This window comes from Allofournierella sp. CML151, from assembly GCF_027853465.1.
Taxonomy (GTDB): domain Bacteria; phylum Bacillota; class Clostridia; order Oscillospirales; family Ruminococcaceae; genus Allofournierella.
The window spans coordinates 204910-219529 of sequence record NZ_JAPNNW010000004.1 but is presented as its reverse complement, the minus strand read 5'-3'; the positions used below and the strand labels follow the sequence as shown (position 1 = coordinate 219529).

Genomic DNA, 14620 nt, shown 5'->3' with positions numbered 1-14620 from the left:
AAGGCGGACATGTTTGGAAAAGCTTTTTGTTTGCTGTAGGCCTTGGAGGATGCTTTAAAGTGCCTGTTTACACAACAAAATTGACTCACCACGGAAATACAGGTGCCTCGGTAGGAGCCGGGACTTCTGTTGGGGCAGGTTCGGGTGTGGGCGCAACCGTTGGTGCCGGAGTCGGTACAGCGGTTGGAGCAGCGGTGGGTTTAGGTGTGGGAGCAGCGGTGGGAGCTGGAGTAGGTGCGGCGGTTGGCGCAGGAGTTGGTGCCGCAGTGGGCAGAGGCCGTCCCTTCACTACGATATCCTTGGAGGCGGTTTTGCCGCCGGCAGTTACCGTAACAGTGTATGTCTTGTCCGTGAAGCTGTCGTTCGCCGGGGCCACAAAAAGTACGGTCTCGGTGTTGCCCAGAATCTCGCCGCCGCTGCAGCTCCATTCAAACGCCGGAGTGGAGTCGGAAGGGGAGAAGCAGGCCACAAGAACCACATAATCTCCGCTGGTGCCCACAAATGGCTGACCACCAATGCTCAGACTTTCCAGTTGAAGATCACTGGGAGTGTTGGTGGGCTGCGGTGCGATGACGATAGTTTCCCCGGCCGGACCCTGCGCACCGGTATCGCCCTTTTCTCCCTGCGCTCCGGTCGGACCTGCAGCACCAGGATCGCCCTTGTCACCCTTGTCGCCTTTTTCTCCCTGTACGACCTGCACGTCAGAAGAGGAACTTCCTGCTGCCGACGGAGAATTTTCCCCATCAGCACCATCCTGACCGTCCTCACCTTTCAATTCGTCAAGAGCCACAAGCTGGGTCCAGGTTTGCCCATCGTTGGTATACTCAATCCAGCCGTCGGAAACGCGCATCTCGATGGCGGAGCCTTGCTGTGCAGGTGCGGATGCGCACCCGGCCAGCAATACCGTGAGTGCAGACAAAATAATAAGCATTCGTTTCATCTTGCAATTCCTCCTGTGATGGCCACATCCGGATGTAAAGCGGTGAGACGTTCGCCCCTCTTTTCATAAGCCGCAAGAGAAAAGAGGATTTCCCGGATGTGGATATACTGCCATTATATTCCTTTTTGAGCGTAAAAACAACAAAACCTGTCACAGAGCAGTTCGAAAGGATAAGTTTTGCTTCTGCCTTTTTTCTCGTGATATAATATTTAAAACTGAATCATCAAAATGTGATTGAGGCAGGAGGAGGGGAGTATGCTTCGTCAAATTCCGATTTTCAATCGGTTGTGCGCAACAACAGTTTTTCAGAAGCAGCAGAGGAATGCCATATTCCACAGTCTGCTGTTTCGCAGCAGATCAAGGCGCTGGAGCAGGAACTGGGCTTTTCCCTGCTGGAACGGAATCATCGAAAATTTGTATTGACCGCTGCAGGGGAGCACTTCTATAAAAAGAGCCTGATCCTGGTTGCGGATTATGAGCAGATGTGCAGCGAAGCCGCTCAGATTGCCCGGGGAGATGAAGCGGTTCTGAAAATCGGCTACCTGCGCAGCCATAATAGCCCGGAGGTTCATCAGGCGCTGGAGGAATTCGCAGAAAAATATCCTCGCATTGACCTTCAACTGCTGTACGGAAACCATGAAGATTTGTTTGACCTGCTGCGCACCGGTGGCGCGGATCTGGTACTCAACGATCAGCGCCGTGCTTTTTCTGATGAATATGTCAATTTAGTTTTGGCAACCAACAAAATGTATGTTGAGCTGACGGCCCGCAACCCCGTGGCGGAACTTCCTTCCGTTACGGTGCAGGAATTGAAAAATATTCCTTGCATTCTTGTGGCGTCCAAAGAACAGCAAGCTGCGGAAAAAGAGTTTTACCGGACCATCATTGGTATACAGAGCGAGATTCTCTATGCGGAAAATCTGGAGGAAGCGCGGATGATGGTCATTAGCGGACAGGGCTTTTTACCGGAGGAAGGCAATGGTTCTGTTATGACCTTCGGTGCGTCCATCCGCCGCATTCCTCTTTATCGCGGAGAGGAGCGAATTTCCCGCAACCACTGCCTGTTCTGGAAAAAGGACAACTCCGGTTATTATGTGGAAGAGTTTGCATATATTTTAAAACGTAAATTTGAATAGCGCTCCGGTCTGTTTGGGGCTGCTCTCGTTCTGCGAGGGCAGCCTTTTTGTATAAGATAAACTTATCTAATACGGCTGAAATTAAAATTGATAGGTCATGGAGCGCTTTTTATAATAAAAGCAGAACAAAGGGAGGAGAATTCAAAATGGCAAAACTTGTCATATTTTATTCGCGGGCCGATGAAAACTACTTCGGTGGGCAGTACCGTTTTGTTGAAGTCGGCAATACAGAAAAGCTGGCACACATAATCAAAGATGTGACGGGGGCAGAACTGTTCAAAATCGAGCAGAAGAAACCCTACTCGCCCGACTATAAGAGCTGCATTGATCAGGCGATGGCGGACAAACGGTCCAATGCACGTCCGGAGCTGGTGGAGCTTCCGGAGAATCTGAACGGGTATGATGAAATCTATTTGGGGTACCCGAACTACTGGGGCGATCTGCCCATGGCGGTTTATACATTCCTGGAAGCCTTTGACTGGGCCGGAAAAAACATTCATCCGTTTTGTACCCATGAGGGGAGTGGCTTGGGTGGGACGGAACGGAATATCGCCCGCACCTGCAAGGGTGCTGATGTTAAGGCAGGTCTGGCAATCTGCGGTTCCGACGTGGATTGCAGCAAAGACCTTGTGCTGCGCTGGCTTAACCAATAAAGAAAGGGAATTGCGATGAAACAGGTAATGATATTGACCGGCGCAGGGCAGATCGGCATGGCCATTGCTCGCCGGATGGGATACGGAATGAAGAGTGTAATTGGCGACAAAAAACCGGAGAATGCGCAGACAATCGCCAGGACTATGAACGATGCCGGGTTTGATGCGGTTCCGATGGAGATGGATCTTTCCAGTCGGACATCAATCCGAAACATCATCACTGAGGCGCAAAAATACGGCGAGATCAACATGCTAGTCAATGCCGCAGGCGTCTCGCCCAGTCAGGCTTCCGTGGAGGAGATTTTGAAGGTGGACCTGTATGGAACAGCTGTCCTGCTGGAGGAGATTGGGACGGTGATCGCCCCCGGCGGTGTGGGAGTAACTATTTCCAGTCAGTCCGGCCATCGGATGAAGCAGCTCACCCCGGAGGAAGACGAGCAGCTGGCCTGTACTCCCACCGAGGAACTTTTAAAATTACCACTGCTTCAGCCGAAGAATATCCGGGATACGCTCCACGCGTATCAGCTGGCCAAACGGTGCAATGAAAAGCGTGTTATGGCCGAGTCTGTAAAATGGGGTGAAAAGGGCGCTAGAATCAATTCCATCTCTCCGTGAATTATTGTTACGCCACTGGCGATCGATGAGTTTAACGGCCCGCGCGGGGATTTCTACAAAAATATGTTTGCCAGGTGTCCGGCGGGACGTCCCGGTACGGCGGACGAGGTGGCCAATGTGGCAGAGCTGCTGATGGGCAGCAAAGGGGCCTTCATTACAGGGGCGGACTTTCTCATTGATGGTGGAGCGACGGCCTCTTATTTTTACGGTTCGCTGAAGCCGGAGAGATAAGACTTATTTTTGAATTCGAGCCGGGTGCATAATGCATAAAAAGAGCAGAGCCTGCTGCCTCAATATAGGGGGAGCAGGCTCTGCCTTTGCGAACAAAAAAGAGCTCCGGTCATCCGGAGCTCTTTTCAACGCTTACAATCAAAAGCAATCACTAACTGTTTGCCAACTGATTTGATAAGCAACTTTGGTGCGAGGAAAGGGACTTGAACCCTCAAGGTAAAAACCACATGCACCTCAAACATGCGCGTATGCCGATTCCGCCACCCTCGCATAATCCTGCGGCCGATTGCGACCGCAAGAAATAGTTTATCAGGTTTACAGCAAAAAGTCAATACTTAACTTTCATTTTCTTCCAGGCTGTCTTGGCCGAGCATGGCAGCGACATCACTATCCGCCGGAAGTTCGGTCACCTGACGCAGCTTGCGCTGAATCTGACGGGTGCGCACGCCTACCAGATTTTCCAGCTCATGGCTGGCCTGATTCAGCCGGTTCTGTGCCTGAGCCAGCGCCTGGCCAAAGGTGTCAAACTCCGCTTTCACGCTGGCAAGCACCTTCCAGACCTCGCTGGATCGCTTCTGAATCGCCAGGGTGCGGAAGCCCATCTGCAGGCTGTTCAGCAGCGCGGCCATGGTGGTGGGGCCGGCCACTACGATTTTGTATTCCCGCTGCAGCCGCTCGGCAATGCCGCGGCGCACCACCTCGGCATAAAGGCCTTCCACCGGCAGGAACATCACGCCGAAGTCGGTGGTGTGAGGCGGAGCAATGTATTTGTCGTGAATGTCCTTGCCGAAGCTGCGGATGCGTTTGTCCAGCTCCTTGGCGGCAGTCTCCACTGCGGCCCGGTCGCCCAGATCGTAAGCGGCCAGCAGAGCGGAGTAAGCGTCCGAGGGAAATTTTGCGTCGATGGGCAGCCATACCTGGCCATCCCCGTCGCCGGGCAGTCGAAGAGCGAATTCCACCCGATCGGAACTGCCGGGCACTGTGGCCACATTCTCCGCAAACTGCTCCGGGGCCAGGATCTCATTCAAAATGGCCCCCAGCTGAATTTCGCCCAGAATGCCGCGGGTTTTCACGTTGCTCAGAACTTTTTTCAGGTCGCCCACACCGGCAGCCAGGGTGCGCATTTCGCCAAGGCCCTTATAGACCATCTCCAGCTGCTGGCTCACCAGACCAAAGCTCTTCTGCAGCTTGTCCTCCAGGGTTTTCTGCAGCTTCTCGTCCACGGTCTGGCGCATCTCGTTCAGACGGCGATCGTTGCTTGCCTGCATGGAGTTCAGCCGGACCTCCATAGTGGTGCGAATGCTTTCCAGCTTCTGTTCGGTCTGGTTGGCACCCGCCTGCATACCGGCCATCACGCGGCCGCTCAGTTCCTGACGAGTCTGACGAATCTCCGCCAGCAGATCCTGACGCACCTTTTCCAGGTCCTCACCGGACAGATCACTCTGCGGCGGGCGGCGCAGCAGGGTCAGCAGACTGAAGATACAGGCCAGGGCGGCCAATATAAGGGTTGCGATTTCCATATTTTTCTCCTTCAAAAAAGGGGATAACCCATCCCCGAACTTCATAGCTATAAGTATAAAAGGTTTGCCGGGGCAAATCAACAACGGAAAACGAGGGGATCGGATATGAAAGAATCCATGAAACGAAAGCGCATTTTCTGGCTGACAGCATGGGGGGTATGCTGCGCGGCAGTGGCTGGGGCAATGCTCTGGGCTGCCGGGCAGAGTGCGGTATGCAGCAATGCGGACCTGACCAACGTGCCGGTGGTTCCGGCAGCAGCGGGGCAAAGCGAAACACCAGAACAGGAAAAGCGGGTATTTCTGACCTTTGACGACGGCCCCAGCGCTACCACAGAATCGGTGCTGGATATCTTAAAGGAAAAGGGCGTGTGCGCCACATTTTTTGTGGTGGGGGCCGAGAACAACCAGAAATATCTTCCGCTGCTGCAGCGCATGACCGAGGAGGGGCACCAGATCGGCCTTCACAGCTATAGCCACAGCTACAAGACCATTTACGAAAGTACCACCGCCTTTTGGGCAGACATCAAGCAGCTGCGCCAGACCATTGAACCCTATGTGGATCTGGATACCATCCATTGGCTGCGGTTTCCCGGCGGCAGCACCAACACGGTGAGCCACAAATATGGTGGCAGCGGGATCATGAAAGCTCTGAAGGAACAGGCGGAGGAAAAGGGCTACCGGTATGTGGACTGGAACGTCTGCGCGGAAGATGCGGCGGGAGGTCACCCCAGTGCCGGGACGATCTACGAAAACGTGGTGAAGGAGGCTGAGGGCAAAACCACCTGTGTGGTGTTGATGCACGATACCAAGGCCACGAAAAACACCGTGGAGGCCCTGCCGGATATCATTGACTGGTTTTCGGAAAATGGCTATCGGTTTTGCGGCATCAGTGAACTGGATCAGCAGATTTAAAAGCGGAGGGGACGGAGCAGTCGGTGTTCCGACTCCTGTTTTTAACCCCGGCCAGGTCCGGGGTTTTTCTTTGTAAATTTTTTTGGAACTTTGTCGGGAAACGGCGTATTCTCGTTGTAAAGCGCGATAAAATATTGTATGATAACCTAGTGCAATACCGCATAATTCCAGAGAGAATTGCTTATGCGGTACTGCCCAGGTGTTTGCCCAAGGTTCCACATTGAACGCGGAAAGGAAACGGCAGAATGTTCGGATATGTCACCCCGGAAAAACCGGAGATGAAAGTGAAGGAGTTCGAGAGCTATCGGGCCATGTATTGTGGCCTGTGCAAGCAGCTCAAGGCAGATTACGGCTTTTTGCCCCGGATGCTGCTGAACTACGATCTGGTTACGGTGGCGCTCCTGGCCGACGGCCTTTCCGGTGAGACCGGCAGTCCCTGCCGGGAGCGGTGCATCGCCAATCCTCTGCAGAAGCGCTGTATGCAGAAGGGCACTCAGGGTCTGCGGCTGGCAGCTGCGGGTCTTGTGCTGCTCAGCTGGTACAAGCTGGTGGACGATGAGGCGGACGAGACCTTTTTTAAACGGCTGGCGGCCCGTACACTGCGCTTACTGCTGCGGCGGGCCTACAAACGGGCGGCGGTCTTTTATCCTGAAATCGACGCAGAGCTGGCCCGTCAGACTGAGCTGCAGCAGCAGGTGGAGCAAAAGCAGACTGCTTTTTACGACGAAGCGGCTGAGCCCACCGGCAATATGACGGCTCAAATCCTGGCGGCCTGTGCGCAAACGCCGAATCAGGAACGGGTGCTGCGCCGTCTGGGGCTGTTTCTGGGCAAGATTCTTTATTGGCTGGACGCGGCGGAGGACTACGAAGAGGACCGGGAAAAGCACCGGTACAACGTGTTTGTGCAAAACGGCCTGAACAAGGAACAGGCTGTGGAGCAGGCCAGGCTGCAGTGCAGGCTGGCGGCGGGCGAGGCGGCCCGTTGCTACAACCTGCTGGAACTGCGGCTGAACCGCCCGATTTTGGATAACATTATTTTTCTGGGCATTCCCGGCAGCATTCAGCGGGCGGGAATGCCGGCCCGCGGTGCACGGCGCGGCGGGTTGAACTGAATTTGAATGAAAAGGGAGAAGAGAAATGGACGCATATCAGGTTTTGGGCCTTGCGCGGGGCGCAAGCGAGGAAGAGGTAAAGGCGGCCTATCGGGCGCTGGCGCAGAAGTACAATCCGGAAAATTACGAGGCAGGTCCCCTGCGTGAAGACGCCGAGCGCAAGATGGAGCAGATCAACGAGGCGTTTGATACGGTGATGAGCGAGCTGCGCACCGGTGCTTCCGGTAATAACGCGCAGAATCCTTATGGTGGTCAGAATCCCGGCCAGCAGCAGAACGGCGGTCCTCAGGGGGCGACCGGCAGCTATCCGGAGATCCGTGCCCTGATCCGTGCGGGCCGGGCAGACGAGGCTCTGGCCCAGCTGCAGAGCATTCCCAATGGTCCGGCCAACGCCGAGTGGAACTTTTTGATGGGCAGCGCTTATTATTACAAGGGCTGGATGAACGAGGCGCTGCGTTACTTCCAGCAGGCATGCCGGCTGGACCCGGCCAACCGGGAGTATGCGGCTGCCCTGCACAATCTGCAGAGCAGCGCACAGGGCCAGATGCCGGGCAATCCTTACGGGCCTTATGGCGGCGCGCAGGCCAATGCGGTGGGCTGCAGCTGCTGCGATATGTGCATGGCCATGTATTGCATGGATCTTTGCTGCAGCTGCGGCGGGCAGGGGTGCTGCTGAGATGCGCAGGCGGCAAAGCGGTCGGGTCGCTTTGTGCGGTGTGATGTGCGGACTTTCCATTGTGCTGATGCTCAGCGGCAGCATCATACCCTTTGCAACCTTCTGCGCTCCGGCAATGAGCGGACTTCTGCTGATGCCGGTAGCCGTGGAATGCGGAATGCGGCTGGCTTGGGTGAGCTACGGGGCCATCAGTGTGCTTTCGGTGCTTTTTGTGCCGGATAAGGAGATGGCGGCGATCTTCGTCTTCTTCTTCGGGTGTTATCCGCTTCTAAAAGCGTACATCCAAAGAATTCCCGGTAAGGCGCTGCAGGCGCTGGTGAAGGTGGCATTTTTCAACGGTGCGGTGCTGGCAATGTATAGCGTTCTGCTGTTCGTTTTTCCGATGCCGAGCCTGGTGGACGAATTCGCTCAGACGGCACGGTGGATGCTGGCGGCGCTTCTGGTCATGGGCAATGCCTGTTTCTGGATCTACGACGCGGCGCTGAACAATCTGCTGCACGTGTACGTGCTCAAAATGCAGCCCCGTTTGCGGCGGATGCTGTGAATCCCGGCAGAAGTGAAACAATAAGGAATCGATTTTAACGGAGGAAACAGTGTGAATAAATGGCGGCCGAATCACCGCTTCTTTTCCAACCTGGCGGTGGTTCTGATCGGAATTACCTTTTATTTGGCCATGTCCAATCTGGACCTGGTCCACGGTGCCTTGAAAACCGTAATGGATGTGCTGGCACCATTTATTTGGGGCTTTGTGATTGCTTACCTGCTGGATGCGCCGGTGCGCTGGTTTGAACAGAAGCTGGGCGGACGGCGGATACTGAGCATCCTCATCAGCTACCTGTTGGCGGTGGCGGTTCTGGTGCTGCTGCTGAGCTTCGTGATCCCGCAGCTGGTACAAAGCGTAACCATGCTCATCAACAATGCTTCCGGCTATCTGGATAATCTGAATGGAGTGGTGAACAACTGGGGAAACCGGCTGAACATTGATCCGGAGGTCACTTCCGGCATGCTGGTCTCTTATGCGGATCTGATGAATCAGGCAACCCAGCTGGCTACAAGATTTATGCCGGAGATTCTCAACTACGGCATGGCGGTGGGCAACGGTGTGGTAAGCGCCCTCACGGCCCTCATCGCTTCGGTCTACATGCTGATGGACAAGCACAAGCTGCTGGGCCAGCTGCACAAGATTACCTATGCCTTTCTGCCGCTGCCCAAGGCCCGGCGGGTGCTTACGGTCTGCAGCCATGCCAACCAGGTGTTCAGCGGCTTTATCACCGGAAAAATTATCGACAGCGCCATCATTGGCGTGATCTGTTTTGTGGGAATGAGTGTGCTGGGAATGCCCTTCACTCTGCTGATCAGCGTGATCGTGGGTGTGACCAATGTGATTCCTTTCTTTGGCCCCTTCATTGGTGCGATTCCCAGTGTTATGATTCTGCTGATGGCAAGTCCCATCGATGCCATCAAGTTCGCCATCTTCGTGCTGGCACTCCAGCAGTTCGACGGCAACATTCTGGGTCCCAAGATCCTGGGCGATTCCACCGGCCTTTCCGCCATCTGGGTGCTGGTGGCCATCATCGTGGGCGGCGGCCTGTTTGGCTTTGCCGGTATGGTGGTGGGCGTGCCCACCTTTGCGGTGCTCTATTCGCTCACCAGCGACTTTTTGGCTGACCGGCTGAAGGCCAAGGGCATTACCGCAAACGGTGAACCCCTGGAGCCGGAAGCGGCTGCTCCCGGCGAGGAAACACTCCCGGAAAACCAATAAACAAAATGCGCACAGAGTTTTCGCTCTGTGCGCGTTTTTTTGTGTAATTTTAGGCAAATCTATGGTATACTGGAAAGCAGAAACGGATGCCTTTTGGGCATAAAGGAGAGAACGCGATATGTGGTTTGACGAAGCAGTGATTTACCAGATCTATCCGTTGGGCCTGTGCGGTGCGCCCGCGGAGAACGACGGGGTGCAGGAACACCGGATTCTCCGGGTGCTGGACTGGGTGGAGCACATCAAAGCTCTTGGGGCAGATACCGTGCTGTTCAACCCATTGTTTGAGAGCGACCGTCATGGCTACGATACTCGGGATATGACCCGAGTGGACTGCCGCCTGGGTACCAATGAGGACTTTGCAAAGGTTTGCGCGGCGCTGCATGAGGCTGGTCTGCGCGTCATGCTGGACGGCGTGTTCAACCACGTGGGCCGGGGCTTCTGGGCCTTCCAGAACGTGCGGGAGAAAAAGTGGGACAGCCCCTACAAAGACTGGTTCCACGTCAGCTTCGACGGCAACACCGAATACAACGACGGATTCTGGTATGAAGGCTGGGAAGGCCATAACGAGCTGGTCAAGCTGAATCTCCACAACCCGGCGGTGGTGGATTATCTGTTCCGTTCCATCCGCGGTTGGGTGGAGCAGTTCGACATCGACGGGTTGCGTCTGGATGTGGCCTACAGCCTGGCGCCGGAGTTCTTAAAGCAGCTGCGCAGCTTCACCTCCGGTCTGAAGGAGGATTTCGCACTGATGGGCGAGACCCTGCACGGGGACTACAACCGCTGGATGAACGACGAGATGTGCCACTCCGTCACCAACTACGAATGCTACAAGGGTCTGTATTCCAGCTTCAACTGCATGAATATGTTCGAGATCGGCCATAGTCTGGCCCGCCAGTTCGGCCCCGAGCAGTGGACCCTCTACAAGGGCAAGCATCTGTTGGCCTTTTTGGATAACCACGATGTGGAACGCATTGCCAGCATTCTGCAGAACAAGGAACACCTGCGCCCGGCCTATGGCCTTCTGTTCGGTATGCCCGGCACTCCGGCGGTGTACTACGGCAGCGAGTGGGGCATCGAGGGCAAAAAGAGCGATGGCGACGCCGCCCTGCGTCCGGCTATCGAGCTGCCCCAGGAAAATGAGCTTACCGAGTGGATCGCCAAGCTGGCGGCAGCTCACAAGGCAAGCAAGGCTCTGTGCTATGGCAGCTACCGCAATGTGATGCTCACCAATCACCAGATTATCTTCGAGCGTAAATTTGAGGATGAGCGGGTGCTGGTGGCGGTAAACGCTTCTGGCGAGACCTATACTGCCCATTTTGATGCTCAGGCCGGCCGCGCGGTGGACCTGATTACCGGTGCGGACCATGACTTCGGCGGCGGCAGTCAGATGCCGCCCTACAGTGTGGCCTTCTGGCGTACCGAGTAAGTTCGCCGTCCCATTTTGTAAGCCCTCTTGTTTCATAATGAGAAAGGAATCACTCCCATGCCTTATATTCATATCGTAACCAATGCGTCTATCCCGGACAATACCGAGGAGATGCTGAAAACGCAGCTGGGCCGCGCCATCGAGATTCTGCCCGGCAAAAACGAAAACTGGCTGATGCTGAATTTCACCGGTGATGCACATCTGTGGTTTGCGGGCAGCGATGCCCCGGCGGCTCTGGCCGAGGTGAGCCTGTACGGCGGTGCCCGCTACGATGCCTACGATGATCTGACCAGCCGCATTACCGAAATTCTGGAAAGCACACTGGATCTGCAACCGGACCGTATTTATGTAAAATACGCAGAAACGGAATTCTGGGGCTGGAACGGAAGCAATTTCTGACCAGTCTTTTATGAAAACCGCCCGCGGGGGAGAACACTCCTTCGCGGGCGGTTTTCTGTTATCCGCAGCCTTGACAAGATGGGACCCGCGCCGTATAATCAAAAACGCAACTGGTCCTACCAGTTATACAATGCTTGGATAAAGTGGGGAAGTAGAATGAAGTTTTTAAAGCAAGCGGCTCGCATTCTTGCCATCTCCTTTGTGGGCGAGGTGCTTAAGGCGGTCATCCCTCTGTCGATCCCGGCCAGCGTATACGGGCTGGTCATTTTGTTGGTGCTGCTGTGCACCGGCCTGCTCCGGGTAAGCCAGGTGCGGGAGGCGGCACTGTTTCTCATCGAGATTATGCCGGTTATGTTTATTCCGGCGGCAGTGGGCCTGACCGATGCCTGGCCCAGCCTGGCCCCGGTGTTCTGGCCGGTGGTCATCACCGTGGTGTTCACAACTGTGCTGGTGATGGCCGTCACCGGCCGGGCCACTCAGTTTGTGATCCAAAGGGGAAAGGGGAAGAAGGATGCGTGAGTTTTTTGCCTCGTCGCTGTTTTATGGGGCGGCGGTCAGCCTGCTGGCCTACGAGCTGGGCCTTGCGCTGAAAAAGAAATTTCGTCTGGCAGTGCTCAACCCGCTGCTGATCGCGGTGATCTGTGTGATCGGTGTGAACCTGGTGCTGGGCGTGGACTACGAAAGCTATAACGCCAGCGGGCAGTATCTGTCCTACCTGCTCACTCCGGCCACGGTCTGCCTGGCGGTGCCTTTGTATGAACAGTTGAGCCTGTTGAAGGAAAACCTGAAGGCGGTGGTCTGCGGCATTCTGTCCGGCATTCTGGCAAGCCTTGTGGGCGTGCTGGCCTGTGCCAAGCTGTTCGGGCTGGACCACGAGCTATATGTGACGCTGCTGCCCAAGTCCATCACCACGGCCATTGGTATGGGTGTGTCCCAGGAGCTGGGCGGTATTGTTACCATTACCGTGGCCTCCATCATCATTACCGGTATTCTGGGCAATGTGATCGCGGATGGCGTGTTCAAGCTGTTCCGCATCCATGAGCCGGTAGCGAAGGGCCTGGCGCTGGGCAACTCCGCCCATGCCATCGGTACCGCCAAGGCCATGGAGCTGGGCGCGGTGGAAGGTGCCATGAGCAGCCTGGCCATTGCGGTGGCGGGCCTGTGCACCGTGGTGGGCGCTTCTGTGTTTGCCCAATTTATGTAATCTGCGGAGGGGATAACCATGAAACAACCATTGATCGTGGCGGTGGGCCGTCAATACGGCAGCAGTGGCCGTCTGGTGGGCGCAAAGCTGGCCGAGCGCCTGGGTGTGGATTTTTACGACAAGGAAAAGCTGATGTCCATTGCCCGCAGCACACCGGATTACAGCGAGGTCAAGGCCTTTTATGAGGAGCGGCCGGTGAACAGCCTGCTCTATGCCATTGCCATGAATGAGGAACCTGCCGTAACAAGCGAAACGGTGTTCCGCCGGATTCGCGCCTTGATGCAGGATCACAGCGGTGTGCTGATCGGCCGGTGCGGCAATGTGATTTTCCGCCCGGATGCAAATGCCGTAAGTGTGTTTATCCATGCTGCTCCCGAGATCCGCTGCCAGCGTATTGCTGAGCTGGAGAACATCTCGCCGAAAAAGGCAGCGGTACGCATGCAGGAGGTAGACGAGGAGCGAACTGAGTTCCACAAGTATTTCACCGGTGAGCAGTGGGGCCAGGCCGAAGGCTATGAGCTCTGCCTGGACAGCGGTATCCTGGGCGTGGACGGCTGCGTGGAGATGATTCTCAACTATCTGCGCTGGAGGGGTTTGCTGGATGAAAACGAAACCGCCGGCAAGTGAGGAAAAATCCACTGTCCGCACCTATGATCTGGTACTGGAATACCTGAAAGGCCAGATTCTGGAGGGCAAGCTGACCCTGGGAGCGAAGCTGCCCTCTGAGCGTAGCCTGATGGCGGAGCTGGGACTTAGCCGCAACTCGGTGCGGGAGGCGCTGCGCCAGCTGGAAAACATGGGCTTTGTGCGCAGTGTGCACGGGCAGGGCAGTTTTCTGGTGAACGAGGCCGGGCAGGGGTTTTCCTCCATCCTTTCCATGATGCTGCTGCTTCGCCAGAGTGACCGGGGAGAATTCCTTACCTTGCGTGAAAGTCTGGAAGGTGCCGCTTACGAACGGGCGGTGCGCCTTGCTCCTCCACAGCCAATACAGGCGATGGAACAGGCGGTGCAGGCGATGGAGCAGGCACAGGAGCCGGGCCAGCTGGAAGAGGCCGAGAGCCGGTTTCACCGGAGCTTGATCGAGGCGGGGGAGAATCAGCTCATCGCCGCGATCATGGAGGCACTTTCCAGCCAGGGGGATCTTTACCGGCGGGAGACGCTTGCCCAGCTGGACGAGGCCACCCGCACCCCTCTGCTGGATACCCACCGCCGGATTCTGAAGGCGCTGCAAACCGGCGATGCTCCACTGGGCCACGCCGCACTGGCGGAGCACTTCCGGTTGATTCAATGAAAAAAACACCCTGATCCCGTGAAAACGGGTTCAGGGTGTTTTTTCTTACAGACTTGCCTGGTAGGCAGCCACGTCAAAGGGGTCCAGAGCGGAGTCCTTTTTCAGATACAGCGGATGATGGGGATGCCCCTTTACCGAGGGCTTGCCCGCTTGATACCACACCGCACCAAACTGCTGGCCCAGCTCCATCATGTCCGCCAGGCACTGCTTCAGGTAGGGACGCTTTTCGATGATGGTGCCCCAGGCCGCCCACAGAGCCGGGTGTTCGCCGCTGCGCCCCAGCACCCAGCGGAAGGCGTTCATGTTCTCCCGGTGTAAAGGCTCGTTGAACTCCTTGTCCATCTGGTCCGGGTTGGTGGCTCGCTGGGCGTACACATTGAACATGATGAAGGAGTCAAAACCGTTACCCAGAGCGATGCGCTGCACGGATTTCAGGGTGTTGTCCAGCGCGTCGGGAGCGGCGGTGGAAGGGTTGATGCCAATGGTGATCAGCGGGCGCTTGCCAACCGTGCCTAAAATGTACCGGTATTCCGAGTAAAAGTCCGGAATATACAGCCACCGGCTCCGGTCGTATTCGGCACTCTGGTCCCGGTGCTCCATGGCTTGCTGAAAGGTAAGAATCTCAAGCTGCCGCGTTTCGCAGGCGGGAATGTGCATGGGGAAATACCTCCTTGGGGATATGAGAAATGCCCCGGGCAGGCGGGAAAATCACCCGGCTTGCCACGGGGCATTCGGTTCAGAAT

The 14620-nt window shown here is 56.0% G+C and carries 16 protein-coding genes, 1 tRNA gene and 1 pseudogene; 14 read left to right on the top strand and 4 right to left on the bottom strand.

From position 1 onward, the window contains the following. Positions 1–85: 85 nt before the first annotated feature. Positions 86–919, bottom strand: a complete 834-nt coding sequence (locus tag PH256_RS05110; protein WP_270913239.1) for a hypothetical protein — start codon at positions 917–919, stop codon at positions 86–88. Positions 920–1170: 251 nt separating this feature from the next. Between PH256_RS05110 and PH256_RS05105 the strand changes: the two genes are divergently transcribed. From PH256_RS05105 to PH256_RS05095, 3 genes and pseudogenes are all read left to right on the top strand, one after another. Then, positions 1171–2076: a LysR family transcriptional regulator gene (locus PH256_RS05105; protein WP_270913238.1), complete on the top strand. Its 906-nt coding sequence runs from the start codon at positions 1171–1173 to the stop codon at positions 2074–2076. Between the two features lie 146 nt (positions 2077–2222). Next, on the top strand, positions 2223–2729 hold the full coding sequence (locus tag PH256_RS05100) for a flavodoxin (protein WP_087184627.1): 507 nt from the start codon (positions 2223–2225) through the stop codon (positions 2727–2729). Positions 2730–2744: 15 nt separating this feature from the next. After that, positions 2745–3575 (top strand): annotated as a pseudogene (locus tag PH256_RS05095) (SDR family oxidoreductase). Positions 3576–3760: 185 nt separating this feature from the next. Here PH256_RS05095 and PH256_RS05090 read toward each other — a convergent pair. Together PH256_RS05090 and PH256_RS05085 are read right to left on the bottom strand one after the other, a co-directional pair. Then, a tRNA-Leu gene (locus PH256_RS05090) sits at positions 3761–3845 on the bottom strand. A 65-nt stretch (positions 3846–3910) separates the two neighbouring features. Further along, on the bottom strand, positions 3911–5095 hold the full coding sequence (locus PH256_RS05085) for a DNA recombination protein RmuC (RefSeq protein WP_270913237.1): 1185 nt from the start codon (positions 5093–5095) through the stop codon (positions 3911–3913). 117 nt (positions 5096–5212) lie between these two features. Here PH256_RS05085 and PH256_RS05080 point away from each other — a divergent pair, with 117 nt between their 5' ends. From PH256_RS05080 to PH256_RS05030, 11 genes are all read left to right on the top strand, one after another. Continuing rightward, complete coding sequence (locus PH256_RS05080) at positions 5213–6007, top strand: polysaccharide deacetylase family protein (RefSeq protein WP_270913236.1); 795 nt, start codon at positions 5213–5215, stop codon at positions 6005–6007. A gap of 245 nt (positions 6008–6252) precedes the next feature. After that, positions 6253–7119 carry a DUF5685 family protein gene (locus PH256_RS05075; protein WP_270913234.1) on the top strand — a complete coding sequence of 289 codons (867 nt, stop codon included), beginning with the start codon at positions 6253–6255 and terminating at the stop codon, positions 7117–7119. A 25-nt stretch (positions 7120–7144) separates the two neighbouring features. Next, positions 7145–7795, top strand: coding sequence for a J domain-containing protein (locus PH256_RS05070; protein ID WP_270913233.1), 651 nt, complete (start codon positions 7145–7147; stop codon positions 7793–7795). 1 nt (position 7796) lies between these two features. Then, positions 7797–8339 (top strand): hypothetical protein, encoded by a 543-nt coding sequence (locus PH256_RS05065; RefSeq protein WP_058966056.1) that lies wholly within the window; start codon positions 7797–7799, stop codon positions 8337–8339. Between the two features lie 51 nt (positions 8340–8390). Then, positions 8391–9557: an AI-2E family transporter gene (locus PH256_RS05060; RefSeq protein ID WP_270913231.1), complete on the top strand. Its 1167-nt coding sequence runs from the start codon at positions 8391–8393 to the stop codon at positions 9555–9557. 118 nt (positions 9558–9675) lie between these two features. After that, positions 9676–10983, top strand: coding sequence for an alpha-amylase family glycosyl hydrolase (locus PH256_RS05055; protein ID WP_270913230.1), 1308 nt, complete (start codon positions 9676–9678; stop codon positions 10981–10983). Positions 10984–11040: 57 nt separating this feature from the next. Continuing rightward, positions 11041–11382, top strand: coding sequence for a phenylpyruvate tautomerase MIF-related protein (locus PH256_RS05050; RefSeq protein WP_270913228.1), 342 nt, complete (start codon positions 11041–11043; stop codon positions 11380–11382). A gap of 156 nt (positions 11383–11538) precedes the next feature. Further along, the gene (locus PH256_RS05045) at positions 11539–11901 is read left to right on the top strand and encodes a CidA/LrgA family protein (protein WP_087184634.1); all 363 of its coding nucleotides are present in this window, start codon (positions 11539–11541) and stop codon (positions 11899–11901) included. After that, on the top strand, positions 11894–12586 hold the full coding sequence (locus PH256_RS05040) for an LrgB family protein (RefSeq protein ID WP_087184635.1): 693 nt from the start codon (positions 11894–11896) through the stop codon (positions 12584–12586). Before PH256_RS05045 ends, PH256_RS05040 begins: the two co-directional genes overlap by 8 nt. 18 nt (positions 12587–12604) lie before the next feature. Beyond that, complete coding sequence (locus tag PH256_RS05035) at positions 12605–13213, top strand: cytidylate kinase-like family protein (protein WP_270913227.1); 609 nt, start codon at positions 12605–12607, stop codon at positions 13211–13213. Then, positions 13188–13877, top strand: a complete 690-nt coding sequence (locus PH256_RS05030; protein WP_270913226.1) for a FadR/GntR family transcriptional regulator — start codon at positions 13188–13190, stop codon at positions 13875–13877. The genes PH256_RS05035 and PH256_RS05030 overlap by 26 nt, the downstream gene beginning before the upstream one ends. 45 nt (positions 13878–13922) lie before the next feature. Here the strand turns inward: PH256_RS05030 and PH256_RS05025 are convergent, their stop codons facing one another. Further along, positions 13923–14534 (bottom strand): DUF1643 domain-containing protein, encoded by a 612-nt coding sequence (locus PH256_RS05025; protein WP_270913224.1) that lies wholly within the window; start codon positions 14532–14534, stop codon positions 13923–13925. Between the last annotated feature and the right edge of the window lie 86 nt (positions 14535–14620).